19 protein-coding genes and 1 pseudogene are annotated in these 22,233 nt (G+C 39.1%); 19 read left to right on the top strand and 1 reads right to left on the bottom strand.

All coding sequences use genetic code 11. From position 1 onward, the window contains the following. The first annotated feature begins 45 nt into the window (after positions 1-45). From rpsP to rnhB, 9 genes are all read left to right on the top strand, one after another. Positions 46-318, top strand: coding sequence for a 30S ribosomal protein S16 (gene rpsP, locus A5N88_RS08140; protein WP_066264727.1), 273 nt, complete (start codon positions 46-48; stop codon positions 316-318). 12 nt (positions 319-330) lie between these two features. Next, positions 331-564 (top strand): KH domain-containing protein, encoded by a 234-nt coding sequence (locus A5N88_RS08135; RefSeq protein WP_066264726.1) that lies wholly within the window; start codon positions 331-333, stop codon positions 562-564. A gap of 353 nt (positions 565-917) precedes the next feature. Beyond that, on the top strand, positions 918-1,304 hold the full coding sequence (locus A5N88_RS08130; RefSeq protein ID WP_066264724.1) for a YlqD family protein: 387 nt from the start codon (positions 918-920) through the stop codon (positions 1,302-1,304). A gap of 11 nt (positions 1,305-1,315) precedes the next feature. Further along, the gene (gene rimM, locus A5N88_RS08125) at positions 1,316-1,834 is read left to right on the top strand and encodes a ribosome maturation factor RimM (protein ID WP_066264721.1); all 519 of its coding nucleotides are present in this window, start codon (positions 1,316-1,318) and stop codon (positions 1,832-1,834) included. Further along, complete coding sequence (gene trmD / locus A5N88_RS08120; RefSeq protein ID WP_066264719.1) at positions 1,831-2,577, top strand: tRNA (guanosine(37)-N1)-methyltransferase TrmD; 747 nt, start codon at positions 1,831-1,833, stop codon at positions 2,575-2,577. Before rimM ends, trmD begins: the two co-directional genes overlap by 4 nt. A 129-nt stretch (positions 2,578-2,706) precedes the next feature. Beyond that, the gene (rplS, locus tag A5N88_RS08115) at positions 2,707-3,051 is read left to right on the top strand and encodes a 50S ribosomal protein L19 (protein WP_066264717.1); all 345 of its coding nucleotides are present in this window, start codon (positions 2,707-2,709) and stop codon (positions 3,049-3,051) included. A gap of 923 nt (positions 3,052-3,974) precedes the next feature. Beyond that, on the top strand, positions 3,975-4,514 hold the full coding sequence (lepB, locus tag A5N88_RS08110; RefSeq protein WP_066264715.1) for a signal peptidase I: 540 nt from the start codon (positions 3,975-3,977) through the stop codon (positions 4,512-4,514). Positions 4,515-4,534: 20 nt separating this feature from the next. Further along, on the top strand, positions 4,535-5,404 hold the full coding sequence (gene ylqF, locus A5N88_RS08105; protein ID WP_066264714.1) for a ribosome biogenesis GTPase YlqF: 870 nt from the start codon (positions 4,535-4,537) through the stop codon (positions 5,402-5,404). A gap of 45 nt (positions 5,405-5,449) precedes the next feature. Beyond that, positions 5,450-6,217, top strand: coding sequence for a ribonuclease HII (rnhB, locus tag A5N88_RS08100; RefSeq protein WP_066264712.1), 768 nt, complete (start codon positions 5,450-5,452; stop codon positions 6,215-6,217). An 814-nt stretch (positions 6,218-7,031) separates the two neighbouring features. On the opposite strand, the pseudogene A5N88_RS25790 reads toward rnhB, so the two are convergent. Further along, a pseudogene (locus tag A5N88_RS25790) lies at positions 7,032-7,792 on the bottom strand (DUF2515 family protein). A gap of 227 nt (positions 7,793-8,019) precedes the next feature. Between A5N88_RS25790 and shc the strand changes: the two are divergent. The 10 genes from shc to hslU all read left to right on the top strand — a co-directional run bounded on the left by shc (position 8,020) and on the right by hslU (position 22,082). Then, entirely contained in the window at positions 8,020-9,891 is a 1,872-nt protein-coding gene (gene shc, locus A5N88_RS08090; RefSeq protein ID WP_066264711.1) for a squalene--hopene cyclase, read from the top strand. 38 nt (positions 9,892-9,929) lie between these two features. After that, on the top strand, positions 9,930-11,504 hold the full coding sequence (locus A5N88_RS08085) for a hypothetical protein (RefSeq protein ID WP_066264709.1): 1,575 nt from the start codon (positions 9,930-9,932) through the stop codon (positions 11,502-11,504). After that, positions 11,501-11,791, top strand: a complete 291-nt coding sequence (locus A5N88_RS08080; RefSeq protein WP_066264708.1) for an EscU/YscU/HrcU family type III secretion system export apparatus switch protein — start codon at positions 11,501-11,503, stop codon at positions 11,789-11,791. Before A5N88_RS08085 ends, A5N88_RS08080 begins: the two co-directional genes overlap by 4 nt. Before the next feature lie 574 nt (positions 11,792-12,365). After that, positions 12,366-13,526 carry an ADP-forming succinate--CoA ligase subunit beta gene (gene sucC, locus A5N88_RS08075; RefSeq protein ID WP_066264707.1) on the top strand — a complete coding sequence of 387 codons (1,161 nt, stop codon included), beginning with the start codon at positions 12,366-12,368 and terminating at the stop codon, positions 13,524-13,526. A 57-nt stretch (positions 13,527-13,583) separates the two neighbouring features. Then, positions 13,584-14,486: a succinate--CoA ligase subunit alpha gene (gene sucD / locus A5N88_RS08070; RefSeq protein WP_066264706.1), complete on the top strand. Its 903-nt coding sequence runs from the start codon at positions 13,584-13,586 to the stop codon at positions 14,484-14,486. 119 nt (positions 14,487-14,605) lie between these two features. Beyond that, entirely contained in the window at positions 14,606-15,478 is an 873-nt protein-coding gene (gene dprA, locus A5N88_RS08065; protein WP_066264704.1) for a DNA-processing protein DprA, read from the top strand. Positions 15,479-16,384: 906 nt separating this feature from the next. Further along, the gene (gene topA, locus A5N88_RS08060) at positions 16,385-18,460 is read left to right on the top strand and encodes a type I DNA topoisomerase (RefSeq protein WP_066264700.1); all 2,076 of its coding nucleotides are present in this window, start codon (positions 16,385-16,387) and stop codon (positions 18,458-18,460) included. Positions 18,461-19,064: 604 nt separating this feature from the next. Further along, positions 19,065-19,967 carry a tyrosine recombinase XerC gene (xerC, locus tag A5N88_RS08055; protein WP_066264696.1) on the top strand — a complete coding sequence of 301 codons (903 nt, stop codon included), beginning with the start codon at positions 19,065-19,067 and terminating at the stop codon, positions 19,965-19,967. 39 nt (positions 19,968-20,006) lie between these two features. After that, positions 20,007-20,549, top strand: coding sequence for an ATP-dependent protease subunit HslV (gene hslV / locus A5N88_RS08050; RefSeq protein WP_066264694.1), 543 nt, complete (start codon positions 20,007-20,009; stop codon positions 20,547-20,549). A gap of 135 nt (positions 20,550-20,684) precedes the next feature. Next, the gene (gene hslU / locus A5N88_RS08045) at positions 20,685-22,082 is read left to right on the top strand and encodes an ATP-dependent protease ATPase subunit HslU (RefSeq protein ID WP_066270352.1); all 1,398 of its coding nucleotides are present in this window, start codon (positions 20,685-20,687) and stop codon (positions 22,080-22,082) included. The last annotated feature ends 151 nt before the right edge of the window (positions 22,083-22,233 follow it).

The raw sequence follows: 22,233 nt of genomic DNA, 5'->3' as shown, positions 1-22,233 counted from the left end.
TGATAACATACTATCTTGTGTAAAACTATTCGGAGGTGCTTTTAAATGGCAGTAAAAATTCGTTTAAAACGTATGGGAGCTAAAAAAACTCCTTTCTATCGTATCGTAGTAGCAGATTCTCGTTCTCCTCGTGATGGACGTTTCATTGAAACAGTAGGAACTTACAATCCGGTTGCTCAACCAGCTGAAGTGAAAATTGATGAGCAATTAGCACTTAAATGGCTTCAAACTGGTGCGAAACCATCTGACACAGTTCGCAACCTATTCTCAAAACAAGGCATCATGGAAAAATTCCACAATTTAAAAAACAATAAGTAATAAGAGGAAGCTATGCGAGAGCTAATCTTGTCGATTGTAAAACCCTTAGTCGACTTTCCGGATGATGTACAACTTGAAACCTTTGAAGAAGAGAATCAAGTGACGTATAAACTTTCTGTAAACAGAGAGGATATTGGCAAAGTCATTGGCAAAAGGGGCCGTGTAGCCAAAGCGATTCGGACTGTTGTTTATGCCGCAGCAGGAGCAAAACATCATAAGAAAATTTACTTGGAAATAAACGAGTAGAAAGCATAGCTGCACAAGGGAGGATGAATGCCTCCCTTTTATTATATTTTGGCGCTGTTTAATCTTCATGTTGAAGTGGATCCAATAGTGATTGAATCTGACGTTACGCCTAATTAGAAAAGGCGGGTACTGTAAACGGTAAGGCGGCTCCCAATTCGTTCGCTACAAATAGTCTGCAGGTGAAGCTAACAGAGCCTAAAATAGGCGTGGGTAACACCCTATGGATACATAGAGAGACAGCAGAGGGGAAATACATATAAGGGAAGGTTTGAAAAAGCCTGGACCAAAATAAGGGTTCAGCATCCCTTATCTTAAATAAGTTCCGCAGTGAGTTGAGATGAAGGAGAGGAAATATGAAAATTCTTCAATCTGTCGCCGTTAAACAAATCTTGACCGAGAAAAGCAAAGGGAAATTGCTTGCTTCCTATGAAAATAATAGGCTTTCTTTACAAAAAGAATGTGAACAGCTGCGTTTTGAGTGTAAGAAAATGGAGCATACAAAGAAATTTTCCTCACCAAGCTTAAAAATACATTTCGAGAAAGAAATTAATACAAGACAGGAAAAAATTAAACTTCTGGATTTTCAAATTGAGCAATTGAACATATTGCCTCTCGGCAGTGAACTGAAGGAACAGGAAATTCAAGCATTAGTGGATGTTAAGGTTGGGGACCATTGGGAAGAAATAAAGAATAAGAGAGAAATTATTATTACAGACGGGGTTATTACAGAATTACGCTAGAGGTGATTGATTTGGAACAATGGTTTAATGTAGGGAAAATTGTCAACACACATGGATTAGCTGGAGAAGTAAGGGTTATCTCAAGGACAGACTTTGCTGAACAAAGATATCAGAAGGGGAATAAGATATATTTATTTTCACCTGCAGGCAAAGAACCCATTGAATTAACAATAAAAACTCATAGGCAGCATAAGAATTTCGATTTACTTTCTTTTGAAGGTTATAACAGCATTAATGATGTTGAAAAATGGAAGGATTCTCTTCTGAAAGTGAACCAATCTCAGCTTGGTGATTTAGATGAAGGAGAGTTTTATTTTCATGAGATTGTTGGCTGCAGTGTCTTTACCGTTTCTGGTGAGAAGGTGGGGGAAGTAAAAGAAATACTAACTCCAGGAGCAAATGATGTTTGGGTAGTAAAAGGAGAGAATAAATCCGAATACCTGATTCCTTACATCCGAGATATTGTGAAGGAAGTCAATGTTCAGGAGAAAAAGATTGTGATTGAACCGATGGAAGGCCTTTTATCATGAAGATTGATGTCTTAACATTGTTTCCAGAAATGTTTGAAGGGGTTTTTGGTTCGTCTATTTTAAAAAAGGCAAGGGAAAAAGGTTCTGCTGAATACAATGTGGTCAATTTTCGCGATTTTGCAGATAATAAACATCAAACAGTTGATGATTATCCGTATGGCGGAGGAGCCGGGATGGTATTAAAGCCGCAGCCCATATTTGACGCAGTAGAGCATCTCTCTGGAAAAGCAGTTAAAAAGCCGAGGGTAATTCTGCTTTGTCCGCAAGGAGAAGTTTTTACACAGAAAAAGGCAGAAGAATTCGTAAAGGAAGATCATTTGATTTTTGTCTGCGGCCATTATGAAGGCTATGATGAGCGCATCAGGGAACATGTTGTGACAGATGAAATTTCTATAGGGGATTTTGTCTTAACTGGGGGCGAATTAGGAGCTATGGTTATGGTCGACAGTATCGTCAGACTGCTTCCTGGTGTCCTGGGGAATGAAGACTCTCCTGTTTTGGACTCTTTCTCATCTGGTTTGCTGGAACATCCTCATTATACCCGTCCTGCAGATTTCAGAGGGTATAAGGTGCCCGATGTCCTGATCTCAGGAAATCATTCGAAAATAGAAGAATGGCGTGAACAGGAGTCACTTCGAAGAACTGTAACCAGACGTCCTGATTTATTAAATGATTATTCATTATCTGACCGACAAAAAAAGTGGCTGAAAGAATGGGGATATGAAATTCCGGTAAAAAGGTGATTGCATCCCTTGTTGTAATATGGTAAGATTGTATTTGTGGTTTGCGTTAAACGTAAATCCGCGCTAAAACGATGTTCCGCTACATATAATTTTATTTGTAAGAGCATCTGTTGGAAGGAGTTGAAAACGATGCACAATTTAATTGAAGAAATTACAAAAGAACAACTTCGCAGTGATGTTCCTGCATTCCGTCCTGGTGATACAGTTCGCGTACACGTTAAAGTAATCGAGGGTACTCGTGAACGTATCCAGTTGTTTGAAGGTGTTGTAATTAAACGCCGTGGCGGAGGAATCAGTGAAACTTTCACAGTTCGTAAAGTTTCTTATGGTGTTGGTGTTGAACGTACATTCCCTGTTCACACTCCTAAGATTGCGAACCTTGAAGTAGTGCGTCGCGGTAAAGTTCGTCGTGCGAAACTTTACTACCTACGTAACCTACGTGGTAAAGCCGCTCGTATCAAAGAAATTCGATAATCAACCGCTAATTAAAAGAGTCGTCCTGTCAATGGGGCGTCTCTTTTTTATTTCAGGATAAAAAGTTGATTGAAGGCACAGCGAAAGAGAACAGAGACGAGGATGCCTCCCAATTGTCCGCGGAAAGCGAGTGCCTGAAGTGAAAATCAACCAGCAGTAATGACTAGGGTACTCCCGCATCTTAGGAAAAATCTTAATTTAGAAATGATCTAAAGTTAATTGTTCGGAAAGCAGGAGCTGGAGTGAAAATCGTTCAGCAGGAAGATCTGTGTACTCCCCATGTCTTTCTGAAACTCTATTATTGAACTAAACCCAATGTTGATTGAAGCGTAAGACATGAGACTCCTGCGGGATCAGCTGGCCTTAGGGAGGCCCCCCAGAAGTTTGTTATGTTGAGACTCCCGGCTGCCCGCGGAAAGCGAGTGCCTGAAGCGAAAATCAACCAGCAAGAAAACCAGTGCCTTGCTAAAGAAATTACTATTGCTAAATAGTGAAGGCTGCGATAAAATTAATAGCAAAGTGCAGTTGAACATTTTTATTCCGTAAGTAGAAGATCATATCTGTCATGAAGCCGCTTCATTAATAGAATCAAACAGAAGAATGGCAATATAGTCGTTTTTATTTTTTACATACAGAAATTGTGTTAAACAGGATACCTGCTCTGAAATTTGGGCTATTTGCTGCAGCTAAGGAATGGAACGTTTAAAAAAGGGGCTTCTCATCAAGCTCCTTTTTCTGCTTGTCGAGAAGGTTCTTAAAAACTTTTTCTCAGAATGTGATAAAAAAGCTGAATAGAAAGGCGGATAAGCCACCTTTCCTGAATATGGACAGAGACATTTGAATTGGTTAACATAAATTCAATATGGTTATAAAGTAACTATTAGTTCTGTTTCCGATGGATTAATAAAGTAGGCGGTGGAAAAATGGAGAAGAAAAAAAGTGAATTATGGGATTGGATTAAGGCAATTCTAATAGCGGTAGTTCTGGCTGCATTGATAAGAGGTTTCATTTTTTCTCCGATCGTAGTGGATGGAATGTCCATGATGCCAACCTTACATAATGGTGACAGAATGATTGTTAATAAGTTTGGTACCCCTAAGCGCTTTGATATTGTTATTTTTCATGCTCCTGAAGGTAAGGATTACATAAAAAGAGTAATTGGACTACCTGGCGACAAACTGGAATACAAAAATGACACACTATATATCAATGGAAAAACATATAAAGAACCTTACTTAAATCAATATAAAAAACGATTAGCAGGGGGCCCTTTAACAGAAGATTTCACGCTAAAAGATATTATTGGGAGAGACACTGTTCCAAAAGGAGAAATTTTTGTGATGGGCGATAATAGACGGTTTAGCAAAGACAGCCGCTATATAGGGGCTGTTCCATTAACAAAAGTTGTTGGGGAAACTCGTTTAATTTATTGGCCGTTTGATCATTTTGGCCTTGCTAAATAAAGAAGCTGGAGTTGAAATAAATGACAATACAGTGGTTTCCGGGCCATATGGCGAAAGCACGCAGAGAAGTAACGGAAAAATTGAAGCTAGTGGATATTATTTTTGAATTGGTGGATGCCAGAATCCCAGTATCTTCTGCCAATCCAATGCTGGATGAAATTATTCATCAAAAGCCCCGTTTAAAGTTATTAAATAAAGCGGATATGGCAGACAAAGAAATAACAAAAGAATGGATCAGCCATTTTTCTTCTGAGGGTCAAAAAGCACTTGCTATTAATTCTCAGGAAGGCATAGGACTTCAGCAAATAGTGAAGGCAGCTGAAGAAGTGTTAAAGCCAAAGTTTGACCGTTTAAAGGCAAAGGGTGTAAAGCCTCGTGCGATAAGGGCAATGATTATCGGAATTCCGAACGTAGGGAAGTCTACATTAATTAATCGCCTTGCGAAAAAGAATATTGCTAAAACGGGAAATACTCCCGGGATCACGAGATCACAACAATGGATTAAAGTTGGCAAGGAATTAGAGCTTTTGGATACTCCCGGAATTCTTTGGCCAAAATTTGATGATCAGGAGATTGGATACAAACTAGCATTAACAGGAGCAATAAAGGATACTATTTTGAATCTCCATGACATCTCTATTTATGGTTTGAAATTCCTTGAAAAGCACTATCCAGGCCGGTTAATGGAAAGGTACAATGTAGGTGAGATTCCGGAGGATATTGTAGAAATTTTTGATATCATCGGGGAGCTTCGCGGGAGCTTAAGGGCGAAAGGCGAAGTGAATTACGATAAGGTAGCGGAGCTGGTAGTGAGAGATATCCGCTCATTAAAGCTTGGCCCATTATCCTTCGATATTCCAGGCGAAGAGGAGATTCCGCCAGAGGAATAGACTTACCGGCATTGGAAAGTGAAATACGTGTTACAGAGGATTGAAATGAAAAACTATACAATTAATGAAATTCATAACTATTTAAATACCACTGATACAATAGAAGAGCCTTTGATGGAGAAGCTGGCGCAGGATTCTCGAAAAGGTGTACAAACTCTTCTCAGGCAATGGCAGAGTAAACAAGACCGCAAGCTAAAGCTTCATGGCCGATTCATTCAAATGCTTCAATATGAAAAGGCGCTTATGAAACAGGGCTATCGTTCTATTGCAGGAATCGATGAGGTGGGCCGCGGCCCCTTGGCTGGCCCTGTTGTAGCAGCTGCTGTCGTACTGCCAGAGAATTTTTACTTGCCTGGTGTGAATGATTCGAAAAAATTAAGTGAAAAAAAACGGAATGAATTCTATGGTAGGATTATGGAAGAAGCCACTGCTGTTGGCATTGGAATCATTTCTTCGGAGGAAATTGACAGGATAAATATTTATCAGGCTTCCAAAAAAGCTATGATTACAAGCCTGCAATCACTTTCTTTAGAGCCGGACCATTTATTAATTGATGCCATGGAGCTGGAGTTACCGATTGCTCAAACATCACTGATCAAAGGTGATGAAAAGAGTGTTTCCATTGCATGTGCGTCCATTGTGGCGAAAGTCACCCGTGACCGGTTGATGTCAGAGTATGCTTTGGAGTTTCCTGAATATCAATTTCATCAGAATATGGGCTATGGAACAAAAGACCATTTAGAAGCCTTACAAAAGTTTGGTCCTAGCAGCATTCATCGCCGTTCATTTGCTCCAGTAAAGGAACTTGTATAAAGCATGCGACAATCCAAATAAAAAAAGGGTGACTCAAAAAGCTGGACTATGCCGCTGAATGGAGTCACCCTTTTTTACTACTGAATAAAAAAAGAGAAAAAGGTAGGGAGATTTTTCTAGTTAGTTTTATAATAGGCTCCCCTGAAAATCACTTTATACGAGTTTAAAAATCAAGCCAAACCGACCTACGGTAATCATTATTGCCTTATCGATATGGAAGAAAGAACATATTATAGGCCTCTAGAAAATCGATGTTGATCTTACACTTATATTGATTACTTGAAGTGTACAGGCAGGACAAACAGCGGTACGCATATAGGAGTATTACCCACTGTTCGTTTTCAACCTGGAGGAAAAAAGATGCAGTTTCCAAGGTCATCTAATATCATTGGACCTTTTGGGACAGCCTTTTATTATTTGGAAAACTATTACTTTTGGTGTATCCTCCGTTTTTCTCTGTCCAGCTCCGAGCGCCATCGGCTCGAGGTCTAAGCCAAACTGCCCAAGAGGTTAAAAAGCGAACCTCTAGGGCATTTCGTCTTATGCTGGTCGCCGATAATCAGGCGCCCTCCGCTTTTCTATCTAAATATTATTTCCTTTGTTTCTGTGAACATTTGGATTTGTTCGAGGGATTTGCAATAGATAGACTGCCTATTTTTTTTCATATAATGTTGGTTTCATGATTAAATAATCAACGGTTCTCCGGTTTTTAAACCAGTCACCCAGTTCGGCTTTTTCATGGGAGATTTCTTTCCAGGCAGCCTGCAGCGTTGGCCTGTAGATACGGGAGGCTCCTTTGGCCAGAAAACAGTCTTTAACCTTTAATGCTGGCTCTTTCCCAGGCGGCAGTCAGCTGAGGCCAATAGTCACTGAGCGAGCCGGAATGCGGGTGAGCTTTTGCCCACGATAGGACATTTTCCAGGGATGACTCCTGGTGAAATAGAGAGTAATATAACTCAATACAGAGGTTTATACGGTCTTTTAAAGAAGAAAAATGGTCCACTGTCCTGCCAAACAAAGTGGGATTGATTTTTGGGGAGGCAGAATAAAGAGGAAAAAGAATGTGATTGAGCTTCAGTGGTTCCTGTGCATGAAAAGTAAAGGAATGAATGACTTTTTTATACATTTGATTCTGGATCAGCCTTGACTCCAAATAACTTTGCTCATTTACAATGGTAGCAATGGCAAGTGAAATAGTGTTACTGTAAATAAAGATTTGTTTCCACATAATTTCCATAAAAATAGAAATCTGTAAAGGTCCAAATAGGTGAAAAAGCGCTTTTTTTGTTTAAGACTATAATGAAAAATTAAAAGCTGTGGATAGACATCCTGGAATATCAGCCAATTCCCCCTCTTTAAAAATTGAAAATAGTCCTTCTGCTCACGTTGGCTAAATAGTTGAGGCAGCCATTCTCCCTTTAAGTCTGTCATATTCCATCCTGCATTTCTCGAAACCATGTGGGCCAGCAATGCCCAATGAATATCCGGGTGTTCTAAATAAAAATCCAAATAGGCTTTTGTCCTAGTAAGGTTATTCACATTCTTTTCGATCGTCTTATCTTGTATCTCTTGCATCAGCTTCCTCTAGGATAAGGATAGATCCTTTGAGGACAGCCGCCTCGCAGGCTGTTTTCCAATGTGCTTGAGTTCTTTTACAGCTCCTGAAAGATCATGATATTTGTATTTGCTTTTTTTTAAAAAAGTTTTTAACCATGGGAGTTCCATTTTGAAAAATCCTTTCTTTGTAGCATTCATTCTTTTTTTAGGAATAGGTATGTAGGAGAAAGAGAGGAGAGAGGTACATGAAACAGCAAGTGCAAAATGAGATAAATCGTCTGGTCTCTATCCTGCACAACAGCCAGCTGCCTGATGGTTCATGGGAGTATCCCTTTGAGACAGGGGTTATAACAGATTGCTATATGATTATATTATTACGAAGTTTAAAAATTCATGATGAAGAACTGATTTTGGGTCTTGTAAGAAGGATTAAAAGTAAACAGTACAGAGATGGCTCCTGGAGGCTTTTCAGGGATGAAGCACCAGGAAACCTTTCATTAACAATCGATGCCTATTATGCTCTTCTTTATTCCGGTTATGAAAAAGGAAATGAAAAAGTACTGAAAGAAGCTGAGCGATTTATCAAAAGCAATGGGGGAATTGAAAAAGCGGGTATTCTGACAAAGCTTTTGTTGCTTATAACAGGGCAGATGAAATGGCCGGCTTATCTTAAAATCCCAATTGAGCTAATTTTAATTCCAAAATTCTTTCCGCTGAACTTTTATAGCCTTTCTGTTTTTGGAAGAAGCAATCTTGCGCCTATTCTTTTAATAGCGGATCAAAAATTTTCGCTAAAAACAGAAAACACCCCTGACCTTTCCAATCTTTTTATTAATAATGAACGAAAAAATCATGCGTTTGTTCGTGAAGCAGCAAATTGGAGTTCAGTATTGGATGAAATTAAAGGGATCGTTGAACAGCTTGCTGGAATACCAGAAGAGCTTCATGAACAGGCTCAAAGAAAATTAAAAGATTATATTTTTCAAAGAATAGAGTATGATGGAACCTTGCTTAGTTATTTCAGTGCTACATTTTTCATGATCTTTGCATTGTTGGCGACTGGCTCCAAACAAACAGACCCTGAGATTGCCAAAGCGGTGAACGGATTGAAAGCGATGGTATACACAATTGATGGTGCCCAGCATTGCCAATATACAACCGTACATGTATGGAATACTTCCCTCATTAGTTATGCACTGCAGGAAGCGGGTGTACATCCTTCCCACCATTCGATTCGCCGTGCAAACCGTTTTTTGCTTTCAAAGCAGCATACCAGATATGGAGATTGGTCTATTCATAATGTTTCTGGAAAACCAGGCGGATGGGGCTTTTCAAATAGTAATACTATCAATCCGGATGTGGATGATTCTACTGCCACATTGAGAGCGATACGCACGTATGCAGCCTCTGATTCAGCTAACAGACACTCATGGGAAAAAGGGATTTCATGGGTTATTTCCATGCAAAATGATGACGGAGGGTGGCCAGCATTTGAAAGGAATGCAGACAATCCTTTATTTTCTATGATTCCGGGTGGAGATACCTTTTTAATTGACCCATCCTCTGTAGACCTGACAGCCCGTACGCTGGAGTTCTTTGGGAGCTGTACTCATGCAGATATGGAGAAGCGTGCTTTTAAAAGGGCTATTCAATGGCTTCTTCGCCGCCAGGAAAACAATGGCTCCTGGAACAGCAGATGGGGAATTAACTATATTTACGGGACTTGGGCTGCGTTAACAGGTTTGAATTCTGCAGGGTATCAAAATCTCTCAGCTGTTAAAAAAGCTGTTCAATGGCTTTCCTCTATACAAAATCCAGACGGAGGATGGGGAGAATCGTGCAACAGTGATATTCAAGGCGAATATATTCCTCTTCAAGCAAGCACTCTGACACACACAGCATGGGCCTTGGATGGTCTAATAGCTGTGTCTGACCACATTACTCCTGAGATAAGCAAAGGAGTAAACTTTTTGCTGAAAAATGCCGATATAGATAATTGGACAGAGGATTACCCGAAGGGCCAGGGTGCAGCAGGCCTTTTTTATATTCATTATCATAGCTACAGGTATATATGGCCGCTTCTGGCATTGTCGCATTACAGCCAAAAATGGTTGTGATATCAGTAGAAGAAAAGCAAAGGAAGGAGGGAGAAAGAATGCTGACTGTACCAATACAGCAATTGGCTGGTATACAGGCTGCTAAAATGGACAGTGGTGTTCCATTTAAGCAGGGACAAATATTTTTTGGCAGTATTCAAAAAATATTTCCTAATCAAACAGCGGTCGTTCAGGCGGGAAACCATCCCCTCATCGCTAAACTCGAAGCTCCATTAATTAGCGGCAAGGGTTATTGGTTTGAAGTTTCACTAAACGAAGGAGAAGTCTACTTAAAAGTAGTGCCTAATAATAGCCTGGAGGGAAATGATTCTGGAGCTTTATTAAAACAGCTATCCCTCCCTCAGGAGAAGGCTTTTAAGCAAGTGGCTGCCTATATGCAAAAGGAACAAATTCCACTTTCAAAAGAAGAGGTAATAAAGGCTGCAGCCTTTTTGAAAGAGGCCCCTGATTCCGCCTTGGGGCTTAAAACAATACAGCTTATGGCTTCAAAACAATTTCCTTTTTCAAAAGCAATCTTTCAATCCTTAGTGAAAGCGGAGGATTCGCAAAAAACCCAAACCCTTATACAGCTCTTAAAAGGGGAGATAATAAAAGAAACCCCAAATAAAACAATTCAATCATTGCTATCGGTTGTAGACTCTTTGGATGGAGAAGAGAAGAACCGTATTATTCAGGAAATGCCGCAAGCTCTTTTAAAATATTCCTCCAATCAAGCCAGTCAATTTCAATCCATTTCCGAGAACATTCTAAACAAATTAGGACTGAATGGTACGGATACAAATAGTGCCAGTGAACCGAAGGCGACAGTAGGGAGCGTAATATTGAAGAAAGAGCCGGCAGCTGAGCCGCAACCAGTTGATATAAAAAAGCAAGTGGAAGAAAAGCTCCAAAATGTTTTAAAGGGTGAGGGAGATTCGAAAAATATTTTTTCTTCTGAGGAGCAGCTTTTTCTTAAAAAACTCGCGGATCAGCTTGAACAATCCCCCCATGGAAGCCGTATTGCAATGCAACTAAAAGGGATACTGGGAAAAATGGGTCTTTTTTATGAAGCTGATATTCAAAAATTAAACAATCAGGAAGATCATGTAATTAAATCGCTAAAGCCTTTACTTGTAAAATATTTGGAGGAGCCGGACCATCCGTCTGATACGAAAGAAATTGCTGATTTACTAATATCAAAAATGAACAGCCAGCAGCTGTTATCCTCCGATACAGGTCCTATTCTGCAGGCTGTATTTCAGCTGCCTTTTCAAATCGGAAACCATTTTACAGATATAACCATGCAATGGTCAGGTAAAAGAAAAGAAAACGGAGAACTGGACGCTGATTTTTGCCAGATTCTTTTTTACTTAGATTTGGAGCATTTGAAAGAAACCATTGTGGATATGAAAGTACAAAACCGTGTGGTATCTGTAACAATACTAAATACTTTTCCGAGGGCAGAAGATTTGTCTTTAGATCTTACTCCTCTATTAAAAAAACAGCTTGAAAATCAAGGGTATACTCTTTCTGCAGTCAGCTTCAGACAGCAGGCAGAAACCTCTGCAGGAAAAAATCCTGTCTGGTCAACCACCACCAACACACCCTACGCAGGAGTCGATATAAAAATATGATAAAAAAAGAGCAATATATTTCAAAAAAAGCAGTTGCTCTTCATTATCAGCCAGACCACCAGGATGCACCTGTTGTAATAGCAAAAGGAAGAGGAATGACAGCAGAAAACATTATTGCAAAGGCACAAGAAAATCAGATACCGATTCAAGAAGACAAGAGCTTAGTGCAGGTACTCAGCCAGCTAAATATTAATCAGGCAATTCCGGAAGAATTGTATGGTGCTGTGGCTGAGGTATTTGCTTTTATATATAGACTGGACAAAAAAGCGGGAAGCAATGCTGATTAGCAGGCTCCTTGTTTGTCTTTATAACTTGCTTTGTAAAAGGACACTGTTGTTTTTTAGCTCATTCGTGTGAAACGGCTTTTTCACACGCCTTTCAGCATAGCTGAAGGTTCCTTTCTTTACTGTAAAATGAGCTAAAAAACGAGCAGTTATCAATATTTAATTAGTAATCTGCTAAATATGTTAAAAATAAAAAACAATAAACTCAGTTTATAAATTTTTTTATTATGTTCTGCTTTTTTCGTTCAGTATAGAATTTATCAGTGGATTTTCTTATCGTTTAAACCGGTATATTTTACTTTTTCACTTTAAGAAAGCTTGGTTTGGAAAGGATGATTCCGTTTACATACTAAGTGTGAAAAACAGTGAATTAAAAGAAATTTCTGGAAATGGAAATTATCCCAGTAAAACCATTAAAGTCGCATAAATGTAAAAATAAACTATAAAAATAACAATTTTCATCAAAAAATTACAAAACTAAAATAATATTTTAATCAGAAAGGTAGACATATTTTCTACCATTTATTACAATGAAAGCGCAGTAATTTTTTATGAAGAGTTTGATAGGAGGATGAATATGAATATCCATGAGTATCAAGGTAAAGAAATCCTCAGAAAATACGGGGTAGCAGTGCCAAATGGGAAAGTTGCTTTTACAGTGGAAGAAGCGGTGGAAGCAGCCAAAGAACTAGGCACTGATGTATGCGTTGTCAAAGCGCAAATCCACGCAGGCGGACGCGGTAAAGCCGGCGGTGTAAAAGTGGCTAAAAGTGTAGAAGATGTTCGTACATATGCACAGGAATTGCTGGGAAAAACCCTTGTTACACATCAAACAGGCCCGGAAGGTAAAGAGATTAAGCGTCTTCTTATCGAAGAAGGGTGCAATATTCAGAAAGAATACTATGTTGGTCTTGTTTTAGACCGCGCTACATCTCGCGTTGTGCTAATGGCTTCAGAAGAAGGCGGTACAGAAATTGAAGAAGTAGCTGAAAAAACTCCTGAAAAAATCTTTAAAGAAACAATCGACCCGGTAGTTGGCTTAACTGCATTCCAGGCAAGAAGAATTGCATTCAATATTAATATTCCGGCAGCTCTTGTTAACCAGGCTGTAAAATTCATGCTGGGATTGTATAAAGTTTTTGTTGAAAAAGACTGTTCCATTGCGGAAATTAACCCGCTTGTCGTTACAGGCGAAGGTACGGTAATGGCACTTGATGCTAAATTAAACTTCGATTCCAATGGTCTTTACCGCCAAAAGGATATTGTAGAGTACAGAGATCTTGATGAAGAGGATCAAAAAGAAATTGAAGCATCCAAATATGACCTTAGCTACATTTCCCTTGATGGAAATATTGGCTGTATGGTAAATGGTGCTGGACTTGCAATGGCCACTATGGACATTATCAAGTACTACGGAGGAGACCCTGCTAACTTCCTGGATGTTGGGGGCGGTGCTACAGCTGAGAAGGTTACAGAAGCCTTTAAAATCATCCTTTCTGATCAAAATGTTAAAGGAATCTTTGTTAACATTTTCGGAGGAATTATGAAGTGCGACGTAATTGCGACTGGCGTTGTGGAAGCTACTAAACAAGTTGGTTTGGAAATCCCTCTTGTTGTTCGCCTTGAAGGAACGAACGTTGACTTAGGAAAGAAAATCCTAAATGAATCAGGATTGAATATCATTGCGGCTGAGTCCATGGCTGATGGCGCGCAAAAAATTGTTGAGCTAGTGGGCTGATCATTTTTGGCATGAAGGTAAATTATTTGTCTGATATTAGAAAGGCAGGGGAACAGAATGAGCGTTTTTGTTAATAAAGACACGAAAGTCATTGTACAAGGTATTACGGGTAAAACAGCCCTTTTCCATACGAAACAAATGTTGGAATATGGAACAAAAATAGTAGGCGGTACTTCTCCTGGTAAAGGTGGTACTGAGGTTGAAGGTGTTCCTGTTTTCAATACAGTTGAAGAAGCTGTTAAAGCAACAGGCGCAAATGCTTCCGTTATCTACGTTCCAGCTCCTTTTGCTGCTGACGCCATCATGGAAGCAGTAGATGCTGAACTGGATCTGACTATTTGTATAACTGAGCACATTCCAGTATTGGATATGGTAAAAGTAAAACGTTATATGGAGGGCAAGAAAACCCGCTTAGTGGGCCCTAACTGTCCTGGTGTCATTACTCCTGGTGAGTGCAAAATTGGAATTATGCCTGGATATATCCATACAAAAGGCCATGTAGGTGTTGTTTCCCGTTCGGGAACCCTTACATATGAGGCTGTTAACCAGCTTTCTGAAGAAGGCGTTGGACAATCTACAGCAGTTGGTATTGGTGGAGACCCTGTTAACGGAACAAACTTCATCGATGTCTTAAAAGCATTTAACGAGGATCCTGAAACCGAAGCGGTTATTATGATTGGTGAAATCGGCGGTACTGCTGAGGAAGAAGCAGCTCTTTGGATCAAAGAAAACATGAAGAAGCCGGTTGTTGGCTTTATTGGCGGAGTAACAGCACCTCCTGGAAAGCGTATGGGTCATGCCGGCGCTATCATCTCCGGAGGAAAAGGTACTGCGGATGAAAAAATCCGTGTTATGAATGAGTGCGGCATCAAGGTTGCTGAAACTCCTTCTGTACTTGGTGAAACAATGATTAGTGTGCTGAAAGAAAAAGGACTTTACGAAAAATGTAAAACAAACTAATACTTTTTAGAAATAGTCCCTCGGGTGCTGAGGGACTGTTTTATATATTCATTTAAGCTTTAACTCTATTAAAGGTCAAAAAATCAATAGACCAGGCTTTAAATACAAGGGGGGGTTATATGGACGATTTAAGACTCAAAATTCTGCATCTTTCTCAATGCAGGGGTACGACACCAAAAGGAGTTCTTCGACTTTTACAAACAAATGCTGGGTTATCTGACCTTTATACCTTATCCAAGACCTCGCTCGCTTCCATTATGCATATGAATGCTTTGAATGCAGAAGCCTTTTATAAGGACCTTCATACCATTTCCATCCACTCGAAAATTCAATTCTATGAAAATGCCGGAATATCTTTCAAGGTGATAACAGATCCAGACTATCCTCCTCTATTAAGGCAAATTTATAATCCTCCATTTGTTCTTTATACAATGGGACATACCGATTTGTTTCGTATGCCATCCATCGCTGTTGTAGGCTCAAGGAAAGCAACTATATACGCTCAAAATGCGATTAAACAGCTTATTCCTCCCTTACTAGAAAAAGGCTGTTCCATCACCAGCGGGCTTGCAAAAGGTGTCGACACAATGGCACACAACATGGCAATGGCCGCAGGCGGAAAAACGATTGCTGTGCTTGGCAGCGGATTTTTTTCTGTTTATCCAAAGGAGAATACTTATCTTGCAGAGAATATGAAAAGAAATCATTTAATAGTATCAGAATATCCACCTGAAGTACCGGCGAAAAAATGGCACTTTCCTATGCGCAACCGTATCATCAGCGGGTTGTGCAGAGGGACATTGGTCATTCAGGCTGAAAAGCAAAGCGGATCTTTAATTACGGCAGATCTTGCCCTTCACGAAGGAAGAGAGGTTTTTGCTGTACCCGGAAGTATATTGGATCCCTTATCAGATGGCACAAACCACCTTATTCAGCAGGGGGCAAAGCTGGTGATGACAGGCAGTGATATTCTGGAAGAACTGAAATTTTAAAGGCTTATTGGTGATTATTATCATAAAAAGGTTGCATTTTTGAATAAACTATTATACATTTTGCATCATAAGAAAAATGAAATGTTGATGCCGTAAAAAACGAATTTTAAATTGGTTATAGCGTGGCCGCTCATCTTTTCACAACATATAAACCTCTTAATCGAATACTTTTTTGAATAGATTCCGGTACATGGTTTTCATGCGTATCTTTTCGGTTCTGTACGCGTTACTTTACGTAAAGTAATGAAAAGTCTGCGTTTTGACTTGATTTTCTCCACAATTTTCTTACAGGAAAAGTTTACAAGGCTCTTTTCGTAAACTTTATTGCTATTTGACAAAAAAATAATTAAAAATTCAGGTGCAGTATTAAAGCTTGTGAATAGCTTACGAAAGGATGCCGCGAAGACAGACGACACATGGAATAACCCTTTGTACGTAAAGCAATAATCTATGCGAAAACAGCCAAATGAAAAGGGTATATTCAAACAATATACTGGGATTTATTAATAAATTAAGGTATATTGAAAACGATTACCTGAAATAATGAAATGAACTTATATGCTAAAAAGACTTTATTCTTCTATTAATAATGTTTTTAATAGGATTAGAATGCTAAATGGCAATGGGAATTAATATTTTTTGTTTTTTAAAAGGCACTTTTCGTAAACTTTATTGCTATTTGATATTCTTTAATGACTAATACAATACCCATTTATCCAATGGAAGAAAAGTGATATCCTTGCGAAAACAACTTTTATAAAAAATGATTTTCGTTGACAAATAACAAAATCACGACTAGTATTTACTTTTGATTTTAAGAATATATGAAAGTGGACCTATTGATTCCTCATTTTGAGCAGTCAAGGGTGCTGGAGAAAATTTTAAAACCTCTGGGGAGGCCTATGAATGTCAGACTACTTAGTAATTGTTGAATCGCCGGCAAAGGCGAAAACGATTGAAAGATATCTTGGAAAAAAATATAAAGTAAAAGCTTCAATGGGGCATGTAAGAGATCTTCCTAAAAGCCAAATGGGAGTAGATCCTGAACAAAATTTCGAACCTAAATATATTACAATCAGGGGAAAAGGCCCTGTGTTAAAAGACTTGAAAACTGCTGCCAAAAAAGCAAAGAAAATCTATCTGGCAGCTGACCCGGATCGCGAAGGGGAAGCAATAGCATGGCATTTAGCCCATACATTAGATGTGGACATCCATTCGGATTGCCGTGTTGTGTTTAATGAAATAACAAAGGATGCCATTAAGGAATCGTTTAAGCATCCGCGGCCAATTAATATGGATCTTGTTGATGCCCAGCAGGCCAGACGCATTTTGGACCGGCTGGTAGGATATAATATAAGCCCGCTGTTATGGAAAAAGGTTAAAAAAGGCCTGAGTGCAGGCAGGGTCCAATCTGTAGCTGTGAAGATCATAATAGACAGAGAAAATGAGATCAAAGATTTTGTACCGGAAGAATATTGGACTATTGGAGCAGAGTTTCTGAAGGGTCAGGAGAAATTTCAAGCTTCGTTTTATGGAGTAAAGGGAAAGAAAATGGAGCTTTCATCCGAGGAAGATGTTAAGACTGTTTTAAAGCAGGTCAAGGGAAAGGAATTCGACATTTCTTCTGTTACCAAAAAAGAAAAGAAACGCAATCCCGCTCTTCCTTTTATTACTTCTTCCCTTCAACAGGAAGCGGCTCGCAAGCTAAACTTCCGTGCCAAAAAAACCATGATGCTTGCACAGCAGCTTTATGAAGGAATTGAAATCGGCAAAGAAGGAACAGTCGGTTTAATTACTTATATGAGAACAGACTCCACTCGTATTTCCGAAGTTGCTCAAGCGGAAGCCTCAGCTTATATTGAAGAGCATTTCGGCAAGGAATTTGTCAGAAATGAACAAAGAAAAGAGAAAAAACAAACGAATGCCCAGGATGCCCATGAGGGTGTAAGGCCGACCAGCGCGAATAGAGAACCGAATTCAATCAAGGGATACCTCTCAAGGGATCAATTCCGATTATATAAGTTAATATGGGATCGTTTTATTGCAAGCCAAATGGCATCTGCTGTACTGGATACGATGAGTGTAGATATAACCAATGGTGATGTCCTGTTTCGAGCCAATGGTTCTAAAGTGAAATTCCCCGGATTTATGAAGGTGTATGTTGAAGGGTCAGATGATAATTTAGAAGAAAAAGATAATATGCTGCCTGAATTGGAAAAAGGAGACAAAGTTAAGGCGGAACAAATTGATCCTAAACAGCACTTTACACAGCCGCCTCCGCGATATACCGAGGCCAGGCTTGTACGCATGCTCGAGGAGCTGGGAATAGGAAGGCCATCTACTTATGCCCCTACACTGGATACCATTCAAAAAAGGGGATATGTTGCTTTAGACAATAAACGTTTTATCCCAACAGAGCTTGGTGAAATTGTACTTGAGCTTATAAGTGAATTTTTCCCGGAAATTCTGGATGTTGCTTTTACAGCAAAAATGGAACAGGATCTGGATGAAGTGGAAGATGGCAAAAACGCCTGGGTAAAAGTCATAGATGATTTCTATAAAGGTTTTGAAGTAAGGCTTAAAAAAGCAGAAACCGAAATGGAAAAAGTTGAAATCAAGGATGAATTTGCCGGTGAAGATTGTGAGATATGCGGCAGTCCGATGGTTTTTAAAATGGGAAGGTATGGGAAATTTATGGCCTGCAGCAATTTCCCGGATTGCCGTAATACAAAGCCAATTGTCAAAGAAATAGGTGTTAAATGTCCAAAATGTCAGGAAGGCAATATTATAGAAAGAAAATCAAAGAAAAAAAGGGTATTCTATGGCTGTGACCGTTATCCTGAATGTGATTTCTTATCCTGGGACAAACCAATTGAAAGAAAATGTCCTAAATGTAATCATATACTGGTCGAAAAAAAGCTGAAAAAAGGCACTCAGGTTCAGTGTATCCATTGTGATTATAAGGAAGAAACGGTGAACTAATCTTTAGTGATCTGTTAAGAGTGAGAGCCCCTCACTCTTTTTCCTTTCAAATAAAAAAATATGGATAAACCTGTTAACACGCTTGAGAAGTATTTTCCTTTTCATATTTCATTATGTATTGTAAAATGCATAAGGGACAAAATGTATTAAAAAGAGATAAAGGCTGTATCAACAGAAAAACGGAAGGATAATGCGAGCTATTAACAATTTTGGGTGGCTAACCCTGAATTGACAAGCTTGGCATATTTCTTAAATGGTTCATAGCTTAACATTCGCCAGAATAAAGAATCCTGCACAACACCAAAATGTGCAATTAGTTAGCTTCGCCATATCGCTGGGGAAGAATATTTATATTTCTATTTAGGATTGCTCTGATGATTGGAGCGGTAAGCAATAACAATCTATATGTAGAAAGACTTTCTGCCATTGCAAAAGCTAAATCGTTTCTTCGTTTCCAGTGAAAATAATACATGAAAACTAAAGATTTTTACCGCCTGATTATCAACTATTAGAAACAATTCAAAACTTTAAGAAAAATTTGTAAGATTGATTGCAAGGGCTACTGAATTGTGATACTATTTAGTAGCCCTTGTGAGGTGTTAAAATGGATCTATTTGGAAAAACTTGTCTACATTCTTTTATCGAATACATTCAAATTGAGAAAAATTACTCTGAGTATACGATTCAATATTATCAGGAAGACATTGAGCATTTATTTTTATTTATGAATGAACAAAATCTTCATTCCCTTAAAGATGTCGAATACTTTGATGCCAGACTTTATCTGACTCAATTATTTGAAAAAGAATACAGCAGGGCTACTTTGGCCAGGAAAATATCCAGTCTTCGAAGCTTCTATAAATTTCTCATGCGCGAGCAAATTGTGGATGATAATCCTTTTGCTCTTCTTTCGCAGCCCAAAAAGCACTTGCGGGTGCCTAAATTTTTTTATGAAGAAGAAATGGAAAAATTATTTGATGTGTGCAGCGGAACTAGTGAGATAGACCAGCGTAATAAAGCATTGCTCGAAATATTATATGCTACGGGTATTCGGGTCAGTGAATGTGCAAATATTACACTTAAAGATATAGATCTTGACTTCGATACGATCCTTGTAAAAGGCAAAGGCAGAAAAGAACGCATTGTTATTTTTGGTTCTTTTGCGAATGAGGCATTAAAAACCTACATAAATGAGTCCAGACAAAGGCTAATGAATAAGGCGCATGATCATCCGTATCTTTTTGTTAATTACCGTGGAACTCCTATAACGGTAAGGGGTATCCGTCATATCTTAAACACTATGATTGAAAAGGCGGCACTAACAGGTAAAATGCACCCCCACATGCTGAGGCATACATTTGCTACCCATTTGCTGAATAACGGTGCTGATTTAAGAACTGTTCAAGAACTGCTGGGGCATGCAAATCTTTCCTCAACTCAGGTGTATACGCATGTAACAAAGGAACATTTAAGGAAGACCTATTTGTCGCATCATCCAAGAGCATAGATATTCCTGTTTAAATTAGTATTGAAGGGATTGAAGAGAATGGGCGATTTTCATGCTACTACGATTTTTGCCGTCCAACATGATGGGAAATGTGCAATGTCAGGGGATGGCCAGGTTACGTTCGGAAATGCAGTTGTAATGAAGCATACGGCTAAAAAGGTAAGAAAACTTTTTAACGGAAAGGTACTTGCCGGTTTTGCAGGGTCAGTGGCAGATGCATTTACTTTATCCGAAATGTTTGAAGGGAAGCTTCAGGAGTATAATGGGAATTTAACGAGGGCGGCTGTTGAACTTGCAAAACAATGGAGAAGTGATAAAATCCTTCGCAAGCTTGAAGCGATGTTAATTGTCATGGATGAAAACAGCCTGCTGCTCATTTCGGGTACAGGAGAAGTCATTGAACCCGATGACGGCATTTTAGCTATCGGTTCCGGCGGCAATTATGCTTTGTCTGCTGGAAGGGCATTAAAGCAATTTGCAGGTGATAAGCTTTCTGCAAAGGAGATTGCTGAAGCAGCTTTGAAAATTGCCTCAGATATATGTGTTTATACCAACTCCAATATTATCGTGGAAGAGCTTTAAAAGCTTCTGAATGCGATGGTGAAGTTAATAGACATTTACTTTCTAAAACCGTGAACATGCGTTTTTAATTGCCTTAAAAAATAAGCTGAACAATAAGGAGTGAGCAGCTTGTCATCATTTAAGCCAAATAAATATATGAACTTAACACCAAGACAAATTGTTGAGCGTTTAGATCAATATATTATCGGTCAGAAAGATGCAAAACGTGCTGTTGCAGTCGCATTAAGGAATCGTTATCGGCGTAGCTTGCTAGACGAGCAATTGCGTGAAGAGGTAATTCCTAAAAATATTCTGATGATTGGTCCAACAGGTGTTGGTAAGACGGAAATTGCCAGGAGAATTGCCAAGCTGGTTGGTGCTCCATTTGTTAAAATAGAAGCAACGAAGTTTACAGAAGTTGGATATGTCGGCCGCGATGTGGAATCCATGATCCGCGACTTAGTAGAAACGTCCGTCCGTCTCGTAAAAGAAGAGAGAATTTCGGATGTCAAAGAGCGGGCAGAAGAAAGTGCAAACCAGCTGCTTGTGGAATTGCTCGTTCCAGGCAAAAAGAAAGCTAACTACAAAAATCCTTTTGAAATGCTATTTGGAAATAACAACAATTCTTCTCCTGTTGAAGAAGATGAAGATATTTCCGAGGATGCTTCAAAAAAGGAACTGAAGAAAAGCCTTCTTGAAAAACTAAAAAATGGCGAATTAGAAGACGAAATGGTCAGCATCGAAGTGGAAGAAGCTCCTCCATCCATGTTTGATATGCTTCAGGGCTCCGGAATGGAACAAATGGGCATGAACATGCAGGATGTTTTAGGAGGCTTAATGCCTAAGAAAAAGAAAAAAAGAAAACTTCCTGTAAAAGAAGCACGTAAGGTTCTAACGAATGTAGAGGCTCAGAAACTTATTGATATGGATGAGGTTACGCAGGAAGCGGTCTATCGGGCAGAACAAACAGGAATCGTCTTCATAGATGAAATCGACAAGATTGTCAGCAAAAGCGGCAATTCGTCTTCCGCAGAAGTTTCACGAGAAGGTGTTCAGCGTGACATACTGCCAATAGTTGAAGGGTCTACGGTTGTAACAAAATATGGGTCAGTCAAAACAGATTATATTCTATTTATTGCAGCCGGTGCATTTCATATGGCAAAGCCTTCTGAGTTAATTCCTGAACTGCAGGGCAGATTCCCAATCAGAGTGGAGTTGGCGAAATTATCTGTAAATGACTTTTATAAAATTCTCATAGAACCGGATAATGCTTTAATTAAACAATATATTGCATTATTGGAGACGGAAGGTATACAAATTGAATTTTCTGACGAAGCTATAACCAGAATCGCAGAAATGGCGTATGAAGTAAACCAGAATACAGATAACATTGGGGCAAGACGCTTACACACCATATTAGAGAAATTGCTTGAAGATTTATCTTTCGAGGCGCCTGATATTACAATGGAGAAGATCACAATAACTCCTCAGTATGTCGATGAGAAGCTTGGTGCCATTTCAAAGAACAAAGATTTAAGCCAATTTATCTTATAGTGTGCACTCGAATGAATGCCTGCGCTTTGCGGTTCGCTTTTCGGCGATTTGCATGGTAAGAATAAACGGAACAAATTTTCGTTCCACTGAAGAAATGGCAGTTGTTTAGGATATGACCTAAAGGGTACAACAGAGATAAGCATAGCATTAT

The sequence above is a fragment of the Heyndrickxia acidicola genome (assembly GCF_001636425.1).
Lineage (GTDB): Bacteria > Bacillota > Bacilli > Bacillales > Bacillaceae_C > Bacillus_AE > Bacillus_AE acidicola.
The sequence above is the reverse complement of the archived record's forward strand: the minus strand, read 5'-3'. Positions and strand labels throughout refer to the sequence as shown.

Excerpts from the sequence above, each read along its gene's own strand:
- rpsP (WP_066264727.1), top strand. The coding sequence starts at position 46 with ATGGCAGTAAAAATTCGTTTAAAACGTATGGGAGCTAAAAAAACTCCT.
- A5N88_RS08135 (WP_066264726.1), top strand. The coding sequence starts at position 331 with ATGCGAGAGCTAATCTTGTCGATTGTAAAACCCTTAGTCGACTTTCCG.
- A5N88_RS08130 (WP_066264724.1), top strand. The coding sequence starts at position 918 with ATGAAAATTCTTCAATCTGTCGCCGTTAAACAAATCTTGACCGAGAAA.
- trmD (WP_066264719.1), top strand. The coding sequence starts at position 1,831 with ATGAAGATTGATGTCTTAACATTGTTTCCAGAAATGTTTGAAGGGGTT.
- rplS (WP_066264717.1), top strand. The coding sequence starts at position 2,707 with ATGCACAATTTAATTGAAGAAATTACAAAAGAACAACTTCGCAGTGAT.
- lepB (WP_066264715.1), top strand. The coding sequence starts at position 3,975 with ATGGAGAAGAAAAAAAGTGAATTATGGGATTGGATTAAGGCAATTCTA.
- ylqF (WP_066264714.1), top strand. The coding sequence starts at position 4,535 with ATGACAATACAGTGGTTTCCGGGCCATATGGCGAAAGCACGCAGAGAA.
- rnhB (WP_066264712.1), top strand. The coding sequence starts at position 5,450 with ATGAAAAACTATACAATTAATGAAATTCATAACTATTTAAATACCACT.
- shc (WP_066264711.1), top strand. The coding sequence starts at position 8,020 with ATGAAACAGCAAGTGCAAAATGAGATAAATCGTCTGGTCTCTATCCTG.
- A5N88_RS08085 (WP_066264709.1), top strand. The coding sequence starts at position 9,930 with ATGCTGACTGTACCAATACAGCAATTGGCTGGTATACAGGCTGCTAAA.
- A5N88_RS08080 (WP_066264708.1), top strand. The coding sequence starts at position 11,501 with ATGATAAAAAAAGAGCAATATATTTCAAAAAAAGCAGTTGCTCTTCAT.
- sucC (WP_066264707.1), top strand. The coding sequence starts at position 12,366 with ATGAATATCCATGAGTATCAAGGTAAAGAAATCCTCAGAAAATACGGG.
- sucD (WP_066264706.1), top strand. The coding sequence starts at position 13,584 with ATGAGCGTTTTTGTTAATAAAGACACGAAAGTCATTGTACAAGGTATT.
- dprA (WP_066264704.1), top strand. The coding sequence starts at position 14,606 with ATGGACGATTTAAGACTCAAAATTCTGCATCTTTCTCAATGCAGGGGT.
- topA (WP_066264700.1), top strand. The coding sequence starts at position 16,385 with ATGTCAGACTACTTAGTAATTGTTGAATCGCCGGCAAAGGCGAAAACG.
- xerC (WP_066264696.1), top strand. The coding sequence starts at position 19,065 with ATGGATCTATTTGGAAAAACTTGTCTACATTCTTTTATCGAATACATT.
- hslV (WP_066264694.1), top strand. The coding sequence starts at position 20,007 with ATGGGCGATTTTCATGCTACTACGATTTTTGCCGTCCAACATGATGGG.
- hslU (WP_066270352.1), top strand. The coding sequence starts at position 20,685 with ATGAACTTAACACCAAGACAAATTGTTGAGCGTTTAGATCAATATATT.